Annotated in this window: 15 protein-coding genes; 11 read left to right on the top strand and 4 right to left on the bottom strand. The window is 65.7% G+C overall.

Annotated features, from left to right (window positions below):
- Window positions 1-12: 12 nt before the first annotated feature.
- The 3 genes from metG to BLW02_RS02315 all read right to left on the bottom strand — a co-directional run bounded on the left by metG (window position 13) and on the right by BLW02_RS02315 (window position 4035).
- Window positions 13-2106, bottom strand: coding sequence for a methionine--tRNA ligase (gene metG, locus BLW02_RS02325; protein ID WP_092696831.1), 2094 nt, complete (start codon window positions 2104-2106; stop codon window positions 13-15).
- 66 nt (window positions 2107-2172) lie between these two features.
- Window positions 2173-3408 carry a patatin-like phospholipase family protein gene (locus BLW02_RS02320; RefSeq protein ID WP_092696830.1) on the bottom strand — a complete coding sequence of 412 codons (1236 nt, stop codon included), beginning with the start codon at window positions 3406-3408 and terminating at the stop codon, window positions 2173-2175.
- Window positions 3409-3441: 33 nt separating this feature from the next.
- Complete coding sequence (locus BLW02_RS02315; RefSeq protein WP_244273596.1) at window positions 3442-4035, bottom strand: restriction endonuclease; 594 nt, start codon at window positions 4033-4035, stop codon at window positions 3442-3444.
- A gap of 104 nt (window positions 4036-4139) precedes the next feature.
- Here BLW02_RS02315 and apbC point away from each other — a divergent pair, with 104 nt between their 5' ends.
- Window positions 4140-5231: an iron-sulfur cluster carrier protein ApbC gene (gene apbC, locus BLW02_RS02310; protein WP_092696829.1), complete on the top strand. Its 1092-nt coding sequence runs from the start codon at window positions 4140-4142 to the stop codon at window positions 5229-5231.
- Between the two features lie 13 nt (window positions 5232-5244).
- Here apbC and BLW02_RS02305 read toward each other — a convergent pair whose 3' ends face one another.
- A complete protein-coding gene (locus BLW02_RS02305; protein ID WP_139285322.1) occupies window positions 5245-6462 on the bottom strand; it encodes a cyanophycinase in 1218 nt (405 codons plus the stop codon).
- 195 nt (window positions 6463-6657) lie between these two features.
- On the opposite strand from BLW02_RS02305, the gene BLW02_RS02300 reads away from it, so the two are divergent.
- From BLW02_RS02300 to BLW02_RS02255, 10 genes are all read left to right on the top strand, one after another.
- Complete coding sequence (locus tag BLW02_RS02300; RefSeq protein ID WP_092696827.1) at window positions 6658-8568, top strand: NAD(P)H-dependent oxidoreductase subunit E; 1911 nt, start codon at window positions 6658-6660, stop codon at window positions 8566-8568.
- Window positions 8565-11462, top strand: coding sequence for a formate dehydrogenase subunit alpha (gene fdhF, locus BLW02_RS02295; protein ID WP_208859674.1), 2898 nt, complete (start codon window positions 8565-8567; stop codon window positions 11460-11462). Before BLW02_RS02300 ends, fdhF begins: the two co-directional genes overlap by 4 nt.
- Before the next feature lie 227 nt (window positions 11463-11689).
- Window positions 11690-12247, top strand: coding sequence for a DUF3305 domain-containing protein (locus tag BLW02_RS02290; protein WP_092696826.1), 558 nt, complete (start codon window positions 11690-11692; stop codon window positions 12245-12247).
- Window positions 12240-12998 (top strand): DUF3306 domain-containing protein, encoded by a 759-nt coding sequence (locus tag BLW02_RS02285; RefSeq protein WP_092696992.1) that lies wholly within the window; start codon window positions 12240-12242, stop codon window positions 12996-12998. The genes BLW02_RS02290 and BLW02_RS02285 overlap by 8 nt, the downstream gene beginning before the upstream one ends.
- Entirely contained in the window at window positions 12958-15027 is a 2070-nt protein-coding gene (locus BLW02_RS02280; RefSeq protein WP_092696825.1) for a 4Fe-4S binding protein, read from the top strand. Before BLW02_RS02285 ends, BLW02_RS02280 begins: the two co-directional genes overlap by 41 nt.
- Window positions 15024-15653 (top strand): TorD/DmsD family molecular chaperone, encoded by a 630-nt coding sequence (locus tag BLW02_RS02275; RefSeq protein ID WP_092696824.1) that lies wholly within the window; start codon window positions 15024-15026, stop codon window positions 15651-15653. The genes BLW02_RS02280 and BLW02_RS02275 overlap by 4 nt, the downstream gene beginning before the upstream one ends.
- 148 nt (window positions 15654-15801) lie before the next feature.
- A complete protein-coding gene (locus tag BLW02_RS02270) occupies window positions 15802-16011 on the top strand; it encodes a formate dehydrogenase (RefSeq protein ID WP_092696823.1) in 210 nt (69 codons plus the stop codon).
- A gap of 14 nt (window positions 16012-16025) precedes the next feature.
- Window positions 16026-18995: a formate dehydrogenase subunit alpha gene (locus BLW02_RS02265; RefSeq protein ID WP_092696822.1), complete on the top strand. Its 2970-nt coding sequence runs from the start codon at window positions 16026-16028 to the stop codon at window positions 18993-18995.
- A 29-nt stretch (window positions 18996-19024) separates the two neighbouring features.
- Complete coding sequence (gene fdh3B / locus BLW02_RS02260; RefSeq protein WP_086911539.1) at window positions 19025-19645, top strand: formate dehydrogenase FDH3 subunit beta; 621 nt, start codon at window positions 19025-19027, stop codon at window positions 19643-19645.
- Entirely contained in the window at window positions 19642-19878 is a 237-nt protein-coding gene (locus tag BLW02_RS02255; protein WP_092696821.1) for a hypothetical protein, read from the top strand. Before fdh3B ends, BLW02_RS02255 begins: the two co-directional genes overlap by 4 nt.

The raw sequence follows: 19878 nt of genomic DNA, 5'->3' as shown, positions 1-19878 counted from the left end.
GACGGGCCGCTTTCAGCGCACGCGCATGCCGGGCGTGGCGCCGGGCCAGGGATTGAGCACGTAGATGCCGGGGTTGGCCTTTTCGTCGCCATGGCTGGCGGCCAGCACCATGCCTTCCGACACGCCAAACTTCATCTTGCGCGGCGCCAGGTTGGCCACCATCACGGTGTGCTTGCCGATCAGGTCGGCGGGCTGGTAGGCGCTGGCAATGCCGCTGAAGACATTGCGCGTGACGGGATTGCCCTGCGGGTCAGTGCCTTCGCCCACGTCCAGCGTCAGGCGCAGCAGCTTGGTCGAGCCCTCCACGGCCTCGCAGTTCACGATCAGCGCAATGCGCAGGTCGATCTTCGTGAAATCGTCGATGGTGATGGTGGGGGCCAGCTCCTCGCCGCCGGGGGCTGCGGTTTCAATCGTTGCCTGTGCTGGAGGCTCAAACAATGCTTCCAGCTGCTTGGCATCCACGCGCTGCATCAGGTGCTTGTACTCGCCGATCGCATGGCCCTTGCCCAGCATGGTGGTGGCGTCGGCAAAGGAGAAGGGCGGCACCTTGAGGAAGGCCTCGACCTGCGCGGCCAGCGCGGGCAGCACGGGCTTGAGCAGGATGGTGAGCAGGCGGAAGGCCTCGATGCAGGTGGTGCACACGTCCTGCAGGCGGCCTTCCATGCCGTCCTGCTTGGCCAGCTCCCAGGGCTTGTTCTGGTCCACGTAGGCATTGACGCGATCGGTCAGCAGCATGGTCTCGCGCAGGGCCTTGCCGTATTCGCGCTCGGCCAGCAGCTCGATGATGGACGGGGCCAAGGTGCGCAGGTGGTCCAGCAGCGCATCGCCGTCGGCCGACACTTCGCCGAGCTGGCCGCCAAAGCGCTTGGCGATGAAGCCGGCCGCCCGGCTGGCGATGTTGATGTACTTGCCGATCAGGTCGCTGTTGACGCGGGCCATGAAGTCGTCGGCGTTGAAGTCGATGTCTTCGTTGCGGCTGCTCAGCTTGGTGGCCAGGTAGTAGCGTAGCCATTCGGCGTTCATGCCCAGGCCCAGGTACTTGAGCGGGTCCAGGCCGGTGCCGCGGCTTTTGCTCATCTTCTCGCCGTTGTTCACCGTGAGGAATCCGTGCACGAACACCGAGTCGGGCACCTTGCGGCCGCTGAACTTCAGCGTGGCGGGCCAGAACAGGGTGTGGAAGGTGACGATGTCCTTGCCGATGAAGTGGTACTGCTCCAGCGCCGGGTCGGCCATGTAGGCCTCGTAGTCCTGGCCGCGCTTATCGAGCAGGTTCTTCAGCGAGGCCAGATAGCCGATGGGGGCGTCGAGCCATACGTAGAAGTATTTGCCCGGTGCATCGGGGATCTCGATGCCGAAGTAGGGCGCATCGCGCGAGATGTCCCAGTCGCCCAGGCCCTCGCTGGTCGTGCCGTCGGGGTTGGTGCGCACGGTGAACCATTCGCGCACCTTGTTGGCCACTTCGGGTTGCAGGCGGCCGTTTTGCGTCCAGTCTTCCAGAAAGGCCACGCAGCGCGGGTCGGATAGCTTGAAGAAGAAATGCTCCGAGCTTTTGAGCACCGGCTTGGCGCCCGACAGTGCCGAGTAGGGGTTGATCAGATCGGTGGGCGCATACACGGCGCCGCAGACCTCGCAGTTGTCGCCGTACTGGTCCTTGGCGTGGCACTTGGGGCATTCGCCCTTGATGAAGCGGTCGGGCAGGAACATGTTCTTCTCGGGGTCGAAGAACTGCTCGATGGTGCGCGTCTCGATCAGGCCGTTGGACTTGAGGTCGCGGTAGATGTCTTGCGCGAGCTGGTGGTTTTCGGGTGCGTCCGTGCTGTGCCAGTTGTCGAATTCGATGTGAAAACCGTCCAGGTACTGCTGGCGCCCGGCGGCGATGTCGGCCACGAATTGCTGCGGCGACTTGCCGGCCTTCTCGGCGGCGATCATGATGGGCGCGCCGTGGGTGTCGTCGGCGCCGACGAAGTTGACCGCGTTGCCCAGCAGCCGCTGCGTGCGCACCCAGATGTCGGCCTGGATGTATTCCATGATGTGGCCGATGTGGAAGTTGCCGTTGGCATAAGGCAGGGCGGTGGTGACGAAGAGTTTGCGTGCGGAGGACGTCATGGAAGCGGCTTTCTCGGGCGGAACCCGCAATTTTAGGCGCTCTGCGGTGGGGGTGCAGACCCGGCGTCAGGTGTATGGCCGGGTGCGCAGTTCGGCGCCCGTGTCCTTCCAGCCAAAGAAGTGGCACACCTCGGCCCGCCGGGCCAGGGTGTCCTTGCGGCCCAGGGCCATCAGTTCCTGGGTGTAGCCCCGTTCGAACAGCAGGTAGCTGGCCAGCGCCGCGCCGCGCACATCGGCCATGTTCGATGTCACGCCCAGGGCGCCCAGCATGGCGCGCACGGGGCCGGGCAGGTCGCCCACATGGCGGGCCGCTATGGCGTCGAGCCGCTGCGAGGGGGCGATCACCAGCAGCTCGATGGGCCGCAGCGCACTGTGGGAGCGTTTGTCCTCGGAGATGAGCGACAGCGTCTGGTTGATGCGTTTGACCCGCTCCACATCGACCGACAGCGCATCCAGAAAGATGTTGGACAGCGCATGCCCGGCAATCTGCGCCAGCGATGGGTACCCGGGCGAGGGCGTGGCGGCGCTGTCGCCTTGGGGCTCGTGCATGCGGCCCGCGCCGATGACCAGCACGCGCTCGGCCCCCAGGTGGATCGCTGCGGCGATGGGGGCCGACTGGCGCATGGAGCCGTCGCCAAAGTATTCGGTGTGGCCATCGATGGCGAGCCCCTTGGCCGGAAAGACGAAGGGAATGGCCGAAGACGCCAGCAGGTGCTCGTGCGTGATGCGGGCGCGCACCGCCTTGCGCTGCGAGCGCACCCAGGGCTGTTCACCGTCGGCCACCTCGAAAAAAGTGACATGCTCGCCCGAGCTGTAGCTCGATGCCGTGACCGCCAGTGCCGTGAGGTGGCCTTTGTGCATCAGCCGGGGCAGGCGCATGAGCGGCACCATCTTGCCCAGCAGTTTTTCGAGCGGTGCATTGTCCAGCAGCGAGCGCGGGCGCAGGCGGCGCCAGCGGGCCAGCGCCCAGCCCAGCGACACCAGGGTGAGCCAGCGGGCACCGCTGCGCATCACGCTGAACGGATCCGCGCCGTATACCTGGCCAGCGTGGAACTGGCGCCACACGCGGGCGATGCGGCGCACGGTGCGGTCGAAATCGTCGGCGCCGCAGGCCAGTGCGGCGGCGTTGATGGCCCCCGCCGAGGTGCCCGTGATGATGGGAAACGGATTGGGCTGGCGGCTGGCGCCGCAGGCGTGGCGCAGGTCGGCAATGGCTTCGAGCACGCCCATCTGGTAAGCGGCCCGGGCGCCGCCCCCGGTGAGGAGCAGGCCTGTGCGGGGCGATGGGGTGGCGGTCGGCATGGTGCGGCGGGCCGGCTTGTGCGGGGCGCTGGATCAGGCCTTGGCGAGCAGCAGCGCGGCCAGGGCGGCGTCCTGCACGATGGTGATGCCGTTGTCGCGCGCATACAGCCGGGCGTTGTCGCTCAGGCCGCCCTGTGCCAGCACATACAGGCCCGTGGGAGCGCCGCGCTGGTCCATGGCGGCGCGCAGTTCGCGCAGCGGCTCCACGCCATGGGTGACGGCTTTCCAGCGGCGGGCGCTGGCCAGCGTGGTGCTGCCGTTCTTCGCCAGGCAGAAATCGGCAGCACCGTTGCCCGGCAGGCGCTCCACGGTGTAGCCCGCGCGCGTCCAGGCGGCCACGAGCGCACTGGCAAAGTCACGCCAGGGCATGCGGGCCGCTGTGTCGAGCATTCCGGACAGGTGGGCGGGGCTGGGTGCGCGCAGCTGCTTCCAGGCGGCAATGCAGCCCACCACGAAGATGGGAAATCCGGCCAGCGCACCCACCACGAAATACTCCCTGGGCAGCAGCGCACCTGCCGCCAGGACGATGACGCCCACCACCACGAAGCTGACCCACCACGGCGAGCGCAGCAGCATGGCAAACAGGGATTTCTCGGCCATCTTGAATTTCACGGAGGTCCTTTTCATTCGGTTTCACGGGATGTCGCCTGCGGTGGGGCGTGCGCATTGTCCTTCAGACAACGGGGGAACAGCGCTTGGATAGACTACCGGCCTCTTCTGGAGTTTATTGAATGGCAGTCACCGAACAGGGCCTCTTGGCCGCACTTTCCAGCGTGCTGGACCCCCACACAGCCCAGGATTTCGTCAGCACCCGCGCCCTGCGCAATGTGCAGATCACTGGCGGCGATGTGGCCTTTGATGTGGAGCTGGGTTACCCCGCCAAGAGCCTGGTGCCCGAGTTGCGCCGCAGCCTGGTGGCCGCCGCCAAGGGCGTGGCCGGGGTCGAAAACGTGTCGGTCAACATCACCACCAAAGTGGTGGCCCATGCGGTGCAGCGCGGTGTGCAGCTGCTGCCGCAGGTCAAGAACATCATTGCCGTGGCTTCGGGCAAGGGCGGCGTGGGCAAGAGCACCACGGCCGCCAACCTGGCCCTGGCCCTGGCCGCCGAGGGCGCCAGCGTGGGCGTGCTCGACGCCGACATCTACGGCCCCAGCCAGCCCATGATGCTGGGCATCAACCGCCGCCCCGAAAGCGACGATGGCAAGACCATGGAACCGCTGGAGAACTACGGCGTGCAGGTCATGTCCATCGGCTTCCTGGTGGACCAGGATGAGGCCATGATCTGGCGCGGCCCCATGGCCACGCAGGCGCTGGAGCAGCTGCTGCGGCAGACCAACTGGAAAGACCTCGACTACCTCATCATCGACATGCCCCCCGGCACCGGCGACATCCAGCTCACGCTCTCCCAGCGCGTGCCCATGACAGGCGCCGTGATCGTGACCACGCCGCAGGACATCGCGCTGCTCGATGCCAAGAAGGGCATCAAGATGTTCGAGAAGGTGGGTGTGCCCATCCTGGGCATCGTCGAGAACATGGCCGTGCATGTGTGCAGCAACTGCGGCCAGGTCGAGCACATCTTTGGCGCCGACGGCGGCAAGAAGATGGCGGCCGAGTACGGCATGGATTACCTGGGCGCGCTGCCGCTCGACATGAGCATCCGCCTGCAGGCCGACAGTGGCAAGCCCACGGTGGTGGCCGATCCCGATGGCGACGTGGCCAGGATCTACAAGAAGGTGGCGCGCGATGTGGCGGTGAAGATCGCCCGGCAGGCGAAAGACTTCTCCAGCAAGTTCCCAACGATCTCGATCAGCAAGAACACCTGATCGCCATGGTGCATCAGTAGGGGTTGGCCGGCAGCAATGTGCCGTTCATCACGCCCACCGACTGGTAGATGGGGAAGCCCGACCAGTCGGTCAGGTTGATTGACGCAGCGGAATTGGCGAGTTTGCGAATCACCACCGATGACGTGGGCACTTCCAGGGGCTTGCCCGCAGCGCACACGGTCGGCCCCAGCGTTACGTTGATGAAGTACACCGCGCTTTCCGTGGTGGTGGAGATATTGGTCACCCGACTGCCGCTGTAGGTGAGGTCAGGGTTGCGCTGCACCAGCAGGGCGGCTTCCACGCCAATGCCGATGCCCCGGGCTGTGTTGTTGCCCAGCACGCCGCCAGGGCAGCCAAATTCTTGCAGGCCCGCACCGGGGTACGTGCCGATCAGCCGGGAGACAAAGGTGACCAGGCGGCCCATGCGATCGCGTGAATCCAGGTGCGAATCGGTGATGGTATTGGCCAGCGCCGGCGGTGCGATGAAGCCGCCCACCGTGCTCAAGGGGTTGGGGTCCAGCGTCACGTAGCTGTTGTAAGGGTTGCTCAGCGCTTGCGTGGAGGTGACGGTGCCATTGAGCGCGGCAAAGTCAAACCCGCCCAGCACGGCCAGTCCCGCACTGGTGCCACCAATGGGCACGTTCTTTTGCATCAGGCCGTTCAAGGTCGCCTCCAGCGCCTGGCCTTTCCAGTAGCGGATGTAGTTGGCCTGGTCACCGCCGGCAATCCACACTGCATTGGCCCGGGCCAGCACGGTGTTGACAAAAGGGTCGTTGGCCGCCGCGGTGCTGGGAATCACCAGCGTTTCGACCGAACTCAGGCCCAGCGAAGCCCCGCCAACCCAGCCGTCCCGGACCACGGAGTCCATGGCCGACTTGCGGCCGCTGTAGTAGATGTAAGGGTTGTAGCCGTCATCGCCCGAGGCACGGATCACCACAAGGCGGCCACCAGTGCCCGGCGCCACCCCGGCGCGCTGGATCATCCACCGAAAGGCATCGTCCACATCGGGCCCACCGCCCATCAGTACATACGACGGGTGGGGTTGTGACTGGCTGACCGTGGGCACCACATCGGGGTTGCCCTCGGCGTAGTACTCATAAGCCGTTTTGACTGGCTTGGCCTGCGCGGCGCCGAAGCTTGCGCCGAACACCAGGGTCAGCAGGGTGAGGGCGAGCTTGCACCAGGACGCACTGCGCCGCGAAGCGGCCTTCTGCAACGGGAATCGAGCCATGGCATCTTCCTGTCAAAAGTGTGAGAAACCCACTCTACGGTGCCGGGGCATGTTTATTGTTAATTGATGTCATTGTTGTGACCATATGTTTCATGTGGCTATGATCTGTGGCCTGTCCCGGTACCCTGCCATCCATTTTGAAATTCTGAAAGATGGGGCCCCTTTGCCGAGGCCTGTTCAACCGAGACAACACCCATGCCGCCATCACCTGTTCCGCCTGCCGTAGCCTCGGTCGCAACGCTCGCCACCCCCGATGACCTGCGCGCCAGCCTTCGTCGCGCCAGCCAGCTCAAGGGCCGCCAGCCTGAAGGCGCCGCGATGGCCGAGTTGACCGCGTTGCTGGGTGATCCACCGGCCGAGGGCTTTCGGCGCGACCTGCTGATCGAACATCTGCACCGCCTCAACGACCACTTTGGCGTTCTGCACGACCGGCACCTGGTAGCGCTGGCCAAGCAGATGCATCTGCCCATGGCCGAGGTGTACGAGGTGGCCAGCTTCTACCACCACTTCGAGATCGTGCGCGGCGACCAGGCCCAGGCACCGCGCCTGGTGCTGCGCGTGTGCGACAGTCTGAGCTGCGGCATGGCCGGCGCGCGCGCGCTGCTGGCCGCGCTGCCCGAGCGCCTGCGTACGGCCGGGCAGGGCGATGTGCAGGTGCAGGCCGTGCCCTGCGTGGGCCGCTGCGAACAGGCGCCCGTGGCCGTGGTGCACCAGTGCCCGGTGCCACACGCCACGGTCGATGGGGTGTTGGAAACCATCGATTTGAAGCCCTATCGGTCGGTAGCGCTACATCCCTATGCACAGGGGGCTGTCAATTTTGATGTTGCAGCGCTGGCCGGGCGCAGCGTGCCTGCGCCGCCAGAAGGCGTCAGCCCCGCCCATACCGACCTCGCCACCTACCGCGCGCACGGCGGTTACCAGACGGCCGCTGCACTGGTGAATGGCGAAATGGACGCCGAGGCCGTGCTTTCAGCCATGGAAGACTCGGGCCTGCGTGGCCTGGGCGGCGCGGGTTTTCCGGCGGGCCGCAAGTGGCGCATCGTGCGCGAGCAAGCTGCTCCTCGCCTGATGGCGGTGAACATCGACGAAGGTGAGCCCGGCACCTTCAAGGACCGCACCTACCTGGAGCGCGACCCGCACCGCTTTCTGGAAGGCGTGCTCATCGCCGCTCAGGTGGTGGGCACCGAGTCCGTCTACATCTACCTGCGCGACGAATACCACGGCTGCCGCGCGCTGCTGCAGGCCGCGCTGGACGACCTGCGCGCGCAGCCCCCATGCCCGCTGCCGCACATCGAGCTGCGCCGGGGCGCGGGTGCCTACATCTGCGGCGAAGAGTCCGCGATGATCGAGAGCATCGAAGGCAAACGCGGCGAACCCCGCATGCGCCCGCCCTACATCGCGCAGGTGGGCCTGTTCGGCCGGCCCACGCTGGAGCACAACTTTGAAACCCTGTACTGGGTGCGTGACATCGTGGAGCGCGGCCCGCAGTGGTTTGCCAGCTTTGGCCGCCACGGCCGCAAGGGCCTGCGCAGTTTCAGCGTGAGCGGCCGCGTGAAGCACCCCGGCGTCAAGCTCGCGCCGGCGGGCATCACCGTGCAGGAACTCATCGACGAATACTGCGGCGGCATGTTGGATGGCCACCAGCTCTACGCCTATTTGCCGGGCGGCGCCTCGGGCGGCATCCTGCCCGCCCGCCTGAACCAGATACCGCTGGACTTCGACACGCTGCAGCCCTATGGCTGCTTCATCGGCTCGGCCGCCGTCATCGTGCTCAGCCAGCACGACAGCGCGCGCGAGGCGGCGCTGAACGTGATGCGCTTTTTTGAACACGAGAGCTGCGGCCAGTGCACGCCCTGCCGCGTAGGCACGGCCAAGGCGGCCACGCTGATGGAAGCGCCGCAGTGGGATGAAGAATTGCTGGACGACCTGGCGCAGGTCATGGCCGATGCGTCCATCTGCGGCCTGGGCCAGGCGGCGCCCAATCCCATCCGCTGCATCCACAAATACTTTGCGCACGAAGTGGGCGAGGGGCCGTGGCCGGGTGACCTGCCCAAGCCGCGCAACAGCCCGCTGGCCGAGCAACTGCCCGCAGGGGTGAAGCCATGAGCGCCGTGTTCACCTCTGCCGCTGCGCTGCCCGGCGTGGCGTTCGAGCTGGACGGCCGGCCCGTCACCGCCCAGCCCGGTGACACCATCCTCAAAGCCGCGCAGCGCCACGGCGTGGAGATCCCGCACCTCTGCTACACCGACGGCCTCCGCCCCGACGGCAACTGCCGCGCTTGCGTGGTGGAGATCGCGGGCGAGCGCACGCTGGCCCCCAGCTGTTGCCGAGCGCCGACCGAAGGGATGAAAGTGCAGGCCGCCAGCCCGCGCGCGCGCAAGAGCCAGCAGATGGTGGTGGAGATGCTGCTGTCCGACATGCCGGACGTGGGCTACCAATGGAATGATGACCAACCAGATACTCCTGAATTGATAGCTGGTAGCGCATGCGCATCTGGCGCTACAGGCGAATTGGATTCAAAAACTGCCCCAGCAGCAGGCCAGCACGGCGAACTGAGCGCCTGGGCCGACCGCCTGGGTGTGGCCGTGCGCCCCGCGCTCAAGGCGCTGCACCGCGAGCAGCCTGCGCCCGACTTGAGCCACCCGGCCATGGCCGTCCACCTCGACGCCTGCATCCAGTGCAACCGCTGCGTGCGCGCCTGCCGCGAGGAACAGGTCAACGACGTGATCGGCTACGCCCTGCGCGGAGCCCACAGCAAGATCATCTTCGACCTTGACGACCCCATGGCCGAGAGCACCTGCGTGGCCTGCGGCGAATGTGTGCAGGCCTGCCCCACGGGTGCGCTCAGCCCCAAGACGCACATCGGCTCGCAAAAAGTGGACCGCAAGGTCGATTCGGTCTGCCCGTTCTGCGGCGTGGGCTGCCTCATCACCTACAACGTGCGCAATGAAAAGATCATCAGCGTCGAAGGCCGCGACGGCCCCGCCAACCACGGCCGCCTGTGTGTGAAGGGACGCTTCGGCTTTGACTACGCCCACCACCCCGACCGCCTGACGGTGCCGTTGATCCGCAAGCCCGGCGTGCCCAAGGAGGTGCGGCCCTACGGTGCTGACTGGCGCGATACCTTCCGCGAAGCGACCTGGGACGAGGCGCTGGACCTCGCAGCAGGCCAGCTCAAGAGCCTGCGCGACACGCACGGCACCAAGGCCCTGGCGGGCTTTGGCTCGGCCAAGGGCAGCAACGAAGAGGCCTACCTGTTCCAGAAGCTGGTGCGCACCGGCTTTGGCAGCAATAACGTGGACCACTGCACGCGGCTGTGCCACGCCTCCAGCGTGGCCGCGCTGCTCGAAGGCGTGGGCTCGGGGGCGGTGAGCAACCCGGTGAACGACGTGGAGCATGCCGGGCTGATCTTCGTGATCGGCTCCAACCCCACGGCCAACCACCCGGTGGCGGCGACCTGGATGAAGAATGCGGCCAAGCGTGGCGCCAAGATTGTATTGGCCGACCCGCGCGTGACCGACATCGGCCGCCACGCGTGGCGCACGCTGCAGTTCAAGGCCGACACCGACGTGGCCATGCTCAACGCATTGATCCACACCGTGATCGACGAAGGTCTGGTGGATGAGGCCTTTGTCCACGACCGCACCACCGATTTCGAGGCGCTCAAGGCCAACGTGATGGGCTGCAGCCCCGAGGCCATGGCACCCGTGTGCGGCATCCCGGCCGAGACGCTGCGCGAGGTGGCGCGTGCCTTCGCGCGGGCCAAGGCCGCGATGATTCTGTGGGGCATGGGCGTGAGCCAGCATGTGCACGGCACCGACAACGCGCGTTGCCTGATTGCGCTGTGCGCCGTCACCGGCCAGATCGGCAAGCCAGGCTCGGGCCTGCATCCGCTGCGCGGCCAGAACAACGTGCAGGGTGCGAGCGACGCGGGGCTGATCCCCATGATGTTTCCCAACTACCAGCGCGTGGACAACGCCGAAGCGCACGCGTGGTTCGAGAATTTCTGGGGCACCCCGCTGGACGAGGCGCCGGGATACACCGTTGTCGAGATCATGCACAAGGCCCTGGCGCCTGACACCGACCCGCACAAGGTGCGCGGCATGTACATCATGGGCGAGAACCCCGCCATGAGCGATCCCGACCTGAACCACGCGCGCCACGCGCTGGCCAGCCTGCAGCACCTGGTGGTGCAGGACATCTTCCTGACCGAAACCGCCTGGCTGGCCGACGTGGTGCTGCCCGCCAGCGCCTGGCCAGAGAAGACCGGCACGGCCAGCAACACCGATCGCATGGTGCAGATGGGCCGCCGCGCGCTCAATCCGCCGGGCGATGCGCGGCCTGACCTGTGGATCATTCAGCAGATCGCCAAAAGGGTGGGCCTCGGCTGGAATTACGAAGGCGACGAATCCGGCGTGGCCGCCGTGTACGACGAAATGCGCCAGGCCATGCACGCGAGCATCGAGGGCATCACCTGGGGTCGGCTGGAGCGCGACTCCAGCGTGACCTACCCCTGCCTCACGCCGGATGACCCGGGCCAGCCCATTGTTTTCAAAGACCAGTTCCCCACGCCCACGGGGCGCCTCCAGCTCGTGCCAGCCAGCTTGATCCCGGCGGCCGAAACGCCCAACGCCGACTATCCCCTGGTGCTTATCACCGGCCGCCAGCTGGAGCATTGGCACACGGGCAGCATGACGCGGCGCAGCACCGTGCTCGATGCCATCGAGCCCATGGCCACCGCGTCGCTGCATGGCGACGAACTGGCGCGGCTGGGCGTGGCGCCGGGTGCGCTGGTGGGCATCCGATCGCGGCGCGGCATGGTGCAGGTGCGCGTGCGGCGCGACGACGGCACCCCGCGCGGCACGGTGTTCATGCCGTTCGCGTATGTGGAGGCGGCGGCCAATCTGCTGACCAACGCGGCGCTGGACCCGTTCGGCAAGATCCCGGAGTTCAAGTACTGCGCAGTGGCCGTGGAACGGCTGGAAGGGGCTGCAAGCTGAGAAGGTGTGAACGAACCCGCCATACCCGCTCATCCCGCCAAAACACACCCGCTCGTCGTTACAAATGCTCGCCATAGCCCGAGCTATGGCTGCGCTTTGCGTCTAGATCGGGCGCGTTTTGGCGGCCTGCTCGGGCACGCCGGATTCATTCACACCCTCTGAGGCCACTCAAGGGGCTTTGCAGGCCGTGCTGACCCAGGCCGCGCGCCGGGGTAAAGTCTGCGCCCATGACTGAGCGCCCCTACACCGACGTTGCCGTGATCATGCGGTGCGAGCACATAGCCAACCGCTGGCAGCCCTGGCGGTGGTCGCTGGCCGAGGTGGTGATCAATGAGCCCGCCTTTGGCACCGAGCCGCGCCAGATCCTTCAGGACGAGCGCGAGCAGCGCTGGCTGTTCCCGGGCTTTCGCGTGGAGCTGTTCCGCGACGACGCCGAGGGCTACCACCTGAATCTCACGTCGCCAGCCCCCTGCTGGTTTGTGATGTGGCGCCGCGATGAAGACCCCGGCAGCGGCGAGATTCCGCTGGCCCGCCCGGTTGCAGTGAGCCTGAGCTACCACGACGCGGGCCGCTGGCTGGACGCACAGGAAACGGTGGAACAGGTGCCTGCGGCACCCGAGGTGGTGGAGGCACTGCGCGCCTTCGTGGCCGAGCATTACCAGCCCGAGCCCAAGCGCCGCAAGCGCCCCGACAGCTTCCGTTCCTTGCAGGACCGGTTTGGTAATCCGGCCTCCGTGACCACCGAAAAGCAGCGTGGCGGCGGTGGAGGAGGAGGCCATGGCTGACGGATTTCTCGGACGCTGGTCGCGCCGCAAGCAGGATGTGCTGGCGGGCAAGCCCGTGCAGGACCCGCCGCCGCCCGCGCCAGCCTCGCAGGTGGCCAATCCCGCACCCGTGCCCGCTCCGGCTGCTGCTGGAGCAGCCACCGCCGTACCCGCAGCCCCCACCCCGGATGCGCCACCACCGCCCACCTTGTCGGATGCCGAGGCCCTCACCCCCGCCTCTGACTTCAAGCCCTTTGTGGACCGTGCCGTCTCGCCCGAAGTGCGCAACCTGGCCATGAAGAAGTTGTTTGCCGATCCGCACTTCAATGTGATGGATGGCCTCGATATTTACGTTGGCGATTACACACAGCCCGATCCGCTGCCTGCCGGGATGCTGCGCAAGTTGACCAGTGCCCATGCGATGGGCTTCTTTGACCATGAGAAGAAGGCCAACGCCGAGGCATCGCCCGATGCGTTGGTGGACGGCGCCACCGCAGAGGCAATCGCAGACACGCAAGCAGATGCAATAGCCCCTGCCATTGCTCAGCCTCGGGATGATGCGGAGGGGCAAACCTCTCCAGACGTGGCACAGTCCGGGGTCTGCAACGCTATTCCTAGCGGCCCCTCCAGCGAGCTTGCGCTGGCCACCGACTCCGCGCAGGATGCGGTGGCCATGCCAGCCAGCCACACAGAACATGACCACGACGCTCCTCTGCGACTGCAACCAGACGATGCCCCTCAACGCAAAGGCGTTGGGCGCGGCGCTGCATGAAGACCTGACCCTCCACTCCACCCTGTGCCGGCGCGATGCGGGTGCCTTCCAGAAGGCCATCCAGTCGGGTGACGATGTGGTGGTGGCCTGCACGCAAGAGCAGCGCCTGTTTGGCGACCTGGGCCAGCAGACCGAGGGGGCGGTGTCCCCCATCCGGTTTGTGAACATCCGCGAAACCGGTGGCTGGAGCCGCGATGCCGCCAAGGCCAGTCCCAAGATCGCAGCGCTGCTGGCGGCGGCCCGGTTGCCTGATCCACCGCCCGTGCCCACGGTCACCTACAAGAGCACGGGCCGCCTGCTCATCATCGGACCGCTCGACCAGGCCGAGCAGGCTGCAGCCCTGGTGTCGGACGTGCTGGATGTGACCCTGTTCACGCAGGGCCCTGGCAACGCCGGGGGCGCACAGGCACGGCGCTTTCCGGTGCTGGGCGGGCGCATCACGGGCCTCACGGGTTGGCTGGGCGCGTTCGAGCTGCAATGGAAGGCCGACAACCCCATCGACCTCGACCTGTGCACGCGCTGCAATGCCTGCGTGGCGGCCTGTCCCGAGAACGCCATTGGCCTCGACTATCAGATCGACATGGCCGCCTGCCAGTCGCACCGCGCCTGCGTGAAGGTGTGCCAGGTGGCCGGTGCCATCGACTTCACGCGCGACGCTGCCGTGCAGACCGAGCGTTTTGACCTGGTGCTGGACCTGCGCTCGGCCACTGCCACGCCCACCTTCCTGCAGCACGCGCTGCCGCAGGGCTATTTCCGTTGGGATGGGCGCGACCTGTCGGCCCTGCTCCAACTGCGCGAACTGGTGGGGGAATTCGAGAAGCCCCGATTCTTTGCCTACAAACAAAAGCTCTGCGCCCACAGCCGCAACGAAACCGTGGGCTGCAACGCCTGTGTGGACATCTGCTCGGCCGAGGCCATCAGCAGTGACAAGGGCCGCCAGCAAATCAAGGTGAACCCCAACCTGTGCGTGGGCTGCGGCGCCTGCACCACCGTCTGCCCCACGGGTGCGCTGACCTATGCCTACCCCAGTGCCACGGAGCAGGGCACCAAGCTCAAGACGCTGCTGTCCACCTACACCGCCGCAGGCGGCAAGGACGCCGTGCTGCTGCTGCACAGCCAGGAGCGCGGCCAGGCGCTGGTGGAAGAACTGGGCCGTGCGGCGCAACTGAAACTGGCGCAGGGCGTGCCCGCCCACGTGATCCCGGTGGCGCTGTGGCACACGGCCAGCACCGGCGTGGACCTGTGGCTCAGCGCCATTGCCTACGGTGCCTCGCAGGTGGTGGTGCTGACGACGCAGGAGGAGGCGCCGCAGTACCTCGATGGCCTTCAGGCACAGATGGATGTGGCGCAAGCCATTCTGCGTGGGCTGGGCTACACCGGCACGCACGTGCAGCTGCTGCGCGCCACGCACCCCACCGAGCTGGACGCCGCATTGCAGGCCCTGGGCCAGACGCGCCAGAAGATCCCGGCCGTGGCTGCACGTTTTGCGGTGGCGCAGGAAAAGCGCAGCACGCTGGAGATGGCGCTCGACCACCTCATCGAGCAGGCTCCGATGCCCGTGGCAGAGCGCCCAGAGGCCATCGCCTTGCCGGCCGTGGGATCGCTGCTGGGCACCATCGAAGTCAACAAGGGCCGCTGCACCTTGTGCCTGAGCTGCGTGAGCGCCTGCCCGGCGAGTGCGCTGCAGGACAACCCGCAGCTGCCGCAGCTGCGCTTCATTGAAAAGAACTGCGTGCAGTGTGGCCTGTGCGCCACCACCTGCCCCGAAAACGCCATCACCCTGCAGCCGCGCCTGCTGCTCACGCCCGAGCGCGCGCAGCTGCGCGTGCTCAACGAAGCCAAGCCCTGGGCCTGCGTGCGCTGCGGCAAGCCCTTTGGCACCGTCAAGGCCATCGAGGCCATGCTGGGCAAGCTGTCGGGCCACCCCATGTTCCAGGGCGAGGCGCTGGAGCGGCTGAAGATGTGCAGCGACTGCCGCGTGATCGATCTGTATTCCTCCCAAAGCGAAACGAAAGTGACCGATCTGTGAGCGATTCCCTTTCCCTGAACGCGGCCGGCAGCTCGGCGCTGGACGAAGAAACCGCGCGCGCCGAGGTGTATGGGCTGCTGGCGCAGCTCTACTACGCCAGGCCCACGCCGGAAACCCTGGCCGCGCTGCGCGTGGCCGTCACCGAAGCCCCCATGGAGGGCGGCTTTCTGCAGGAGCCCTGGCAGCAGCTGGTGGGTGCCGCGCGGGCCCACAGCGATGCGGACATTGCCGCAGAGTTCGATCGCCTGTTCGGCGGTGTGGGCAAGCCCGAGGTGTTCTTGTATGGTTCGCTCTACCTGAGCGGATTCTTGAACGAAAAGCCGCTGGTGCGCTTGCGCAGCGACCTGGCGGCGCTGGGCCTGGCGCGCACAGAAGCGATGCCGGAAACCGAAGACCATGTGGCCTACCTGTGCGAGGTGATGCGCTACCTGATCGCGGGCGACGACATGGCTGTCTGCAACCTGACGGCGCAACGTGATTTTTTTGCGACACATCTGCAACCCTGGATCCTGCAGTTGTGCGATGCCCTGCAGGGGCAGCCTGCGGCCCGGTTTTATGCCGCACTGGCCCAGTTCACGCGGGCTTTCGTGGCGGTGGAGGCCCAGGGCTTCGATATGCTGGAGTGAGTCTTGGAGTCCGCAGAAACCCTGATGCGGACGCTATAAAAGATGAGCGCATTAGTGGGGGGTGGAAAGCGCGATTGCAGGGTTTTACACACTGACATAGACTCGTATGAATTCCGTTTCATAGCTGCCAGCCATTCTGGAGACAAGCATGCAGAACCGCCAGCCCCATTCCTCACGCCGGAGTTTCTTTTCCGGTGCCGCCACCGTAGGGGCTGCAGCAGCAGCCGTCGTGGCGCTTCCCCAGGTGATTCCCTCTGACGCCACGGTGTCCGAGCCTGCCCGCGTGGCCCCTGAAAAGGGCGGTGGCTACCACCTGTCTGCCCACGTCAAGCAGTACTACAAAACCACCCAACTCTGACAGCGGGGCGCACCATGTTGCTTACCAAGAAGTCTTCCCACGCCGCGCAGGTCGCATCGTCCTCGGCGTCTCCTTTTGTGCACAGCCTGCGCCGTGGCCTGTCGCAGGCGCTGCCCACCATGGACCGCCGCTCGTTCCTGCGCCGCTCCGGTCTGGGGGTGGGCGTCGGCATTGCCGCGTCGCAGCTCACGCTGGTCAAGAAATCCAACGCCGCCGAAGGTGCCAAGGTCGGCATCGGCGACAGCAAGATCGAAGTGCGCCGCACTGTCTGCTCCCACTGTTCGGTGGGCTGTGCGGTCGACGCCGTGGTGGAAAACGGCGTGTGGGTACGCCAGGAGCCGGTGTTCGACTCGCCCATCAACCTGGGTGCGCACTGTGCCAAGGGTGCGGCCCTGCGCGAACACGGCCACGGCGAGTACCGCCTGCGTTACCCCATGAAGCTGGTCAACGGCAAGTACGAGCGCATCAGCTGGGACACGGCCCTGAACGAAATCACCGCCAAGATGCAGGAACTGCGCAAGGCCAGCGGCCCTGACAGCGTGTACTTCATCGGCTCGTCCAAGCACAACAACGAGCAGGCCTATCTGCTGCGCAAGTTCGTGAGCTTCTGGGGCACCAACAATTGCGACCACCAGGCCCGCATTTGCCACTCCACCACCGTGGCGGGCGTGGCCAACACATGGGGCTATGGCGCCATGACCAACTCGTACAACGACATGCAGAACAGCAAGGTCGCTCTGTACATCGGCTCCAACGCCGCCGAAGCCCACCCGGTGAGCATGCTGCACATGCTGCACGCCAAGGAAACCGGCTGCAAGATGATCGTGGTGGACCCGCGCTTCACCCGCACCGCGGCCAAGGCCGACGAGTATGTGCGCATCCGCTCGGGCACCGACATCCCCTTCCTGTTCGGCCTGCTGTACCACATCTTCAAGAACGGCTGGGAAGACAAGAAGTACATCAACGACCGTGTCTACGGCATGGACAAGGTGCGCGAGGATGTGCTGGCCAAGTGGTCGCCCGACAAGGTGGAAGAGGCCTGCGGCGTCAAGGAAGACCAGATGTTCAAGGTCGCCAAGATGCTGCACGACAACAACCCTGGCACCATCGTCTGGTGCATGGGCCAGACACAGCACAGCATCGGCAATGCCATGGTGCGCGCCTCGTGCATCCTGCAGCTGGCACTGGGCAACGTGGGCAAGAGCGGTGGTGGCACCAACATCTTCCGCGGCCACGACAACGTACAGGGCGCCACCGACGTGGGCCCCAACCCCGACTCACTGCCCGGCTACTACGGCCTGGCCGAAGGCTCGTGGAAGCACTTCGCGGCCGTGTGGGGTGTGGATTTCGAATGGATCAAGAAGCAGTACGCCTCGCCCGCGATGATGTCCAAGAACGGCATCACCGTGTCGCGCTGGATCGACGGCGTGCTGGAGAAAAATGAACTGATCGACCAGGACTCCAACCTGCGCGGCGTGTTCTATTGGGGCCATGCTCCCAATTCGCAGACCCGTGGTCTGGAGATGAAGCGGGCCATGGACAAGCTGGATCTGCTGGTGGTGGTGGACCCTTACCCATCGGCCACCGCTGCCATGGCGGCCATGCCCGGCAAAACCGAAGACCTCAACCCCAACCGCGCGGTGTACCTTCTGCCGGCGGCTACGCAGTTCGAGACGAGTGGCTCCTGCACGGCATCCAACCGCTCGTTGCAGTGGCGCGAGAAAGTGATCGAGCCGCTGTGGGAGAGTCGCAGCGACCACATGATCATGCACCAGTTCGCTGAAAAGCTCGGTTTTGCCAACGAGCTGTCCAAGAATTACAAGATGCAGAAGGTCAAGGGCATGGACGAGCCCATGCCCGAGGACATCCTGCGGGAGATCAACCGCAGTGTCTGGACCATTGGCTACACCGGCCAGAGCCCCGAGCGCCTGAAGGCCCACATGAAGAACATGCATGTGTTCGATGTGAAAACCCTCAAGGCCAAGGGCGGCAAGGACAAGGAGACCGGCTACGACTTCACCGGTGACTACTTTGGCTTGCCCTGGCCCTGCTATGGCACGCCCGAACTCAAGCACCCAGGCTCGTCCAATCTGTACGACACCTCCAAGCATGTGATGGATGGTGGCGGCAACTTCCGCGCCAATTTCGGTGTCGAAAAGGACGGCCAGAACCTGTTGGCCGAAGACGGATCGCATTCGCTGGGTGCGGAAATCACCACGGGCTACCCCGAGTTCGACCATGTGCTGCTCAAGAAGCTGGGTTGGTGGGACGACCTGTCTGACGCCGAGAAGGCCAAGGCCGAAGGCAAGAACTGGAAGACCGACCCTACGGGCGCCATCATCCGCGTGGCCATGAAGCATGGTTGCCATCCGTTTGGCAACGCCAAGGCCCGGGCCGTGGTGTGGAATTTCCCCGATGCGATTCCGCAGCACCGCGAGCCCATTTACGGCACGCGTCCCGACCTGGTGGCCAAGTACCCCACGCACGACGACAAGAAGGCTTTCTGGCGTCTGCCCACGCTCTACAAGTCCCTGCAGGACAAGAACGTGGCCGACAAGGTCTACGAGAAATTCCCGCTCATCCTGACTTCCGGCCGCCTGGTCGAATACGAAGGCGGCGGCGAGGAAACCCGCTCCAACCCCTGGTTGGCCGAGTTGCAGCAAGAGGCGTTTGTGGAAATCAACCCCAAGACGGCTGCCGACCGGGGTATCCGCAATGGTGAGCGCGTGTGGCTGAGTTCCCCTACGGGTGCGCGCCTGAATGTGCAGGCGCTGGTCACCGAGCGCGTTGCGCCCGACACGGTCTGGATGCCCTTTCACTTCTCTGGCCGGTGGCAAGGTGTCGACATGCTGGCGCACTACCCGAAGGGGGCCGCACCCGTCGTGCGGGGCGAGGCAGTGAACACGGCCACCACCTATGGCTATGACAGCGTGACCATGATGCAGGAAACCAAGACCACGATCTGCAACGTGGAACGGGCGTGAGCGCGCGGCACTGATCAGGAGACAGAACAATGGCACGAATGAAATTCATCTGCGATGCAGAGCGCTGCATCGAATGCAATGGCTGCGTCACCGCCTGCAAGAACGAGCATGAGGTACCGTGGGGCGTGAACCGCCGTCGCGTGGTCACGCTCAACGACGGCGTCCCCGGCGAAAAATCCATCTCGGTGGCCTGCATGCACTGCAGCGATGCACCCTGCATGGCTGTCTGCCCCGTGAACTGCTTCTACCGCACCGACGAAGGTGTGGTGCTGCACGACAAGGATGTCTGCATCGGTTGCGGTTACTGCAGCTATGCCTGCCCGTTTGGCGCCCCCCAGTTTCCGTCGCAAGGCACGTTCGGCGTGCGCGGCAAGATGGACAAATGCACTTTCTGCGCCGGCGGCCCCGAGGCCAATGGCAGCCAGGCAGAGTTCGAGAAATATGGGCGCAACCGCCTGGCAGAAGGCAAGCTGCCCGCCTGTGCCGAAATGTGCTCGACCAAGGCGCTGCTGGCCGGCGATGGCGATGTGGTGGCGGACATCTTCCGCAACCGCGTGGTGCAGCGCGGCAAGGGGGCCGAAGTGTGGGGCTGGGGCACAGCCTACGGCACGCAAAAGGGTGCACAGCCACCCGCAGGAGCCAAGTCATGAAGCGCATTTCCATCACTATGACGGCGGTGCTGGCCCTTGCCGGCCTGGCCGCCTGCACCGAAAAACCGCAGACCGGTGGCGGCATCAAGAGCGACGCTGTACCGTACGCCGGCACAGGCAGCAACTTCACCCAGCCGGGCTGGAAGGTGGGCGACAAGACCAGCTGGGAGCAGCAGCTGAAGGCGCGCCAGCAGTACGGCCAGAACGAATACACCCGCACCCCATCCAAGTGA

This window comes from Acidovorax soli, assembly GCF_900107605.1.
GTDB lineage: Bacteria > Pseudomonadota > Gammaproteobacteria > Burkholderiales > Burkholderiaceae_C > Acidovorax > Acidovorax soli.
Note: the sequence above shows the minus strand (reverse complement) of the source record. Positions and strands in the feature narration are given on the sequence as shown.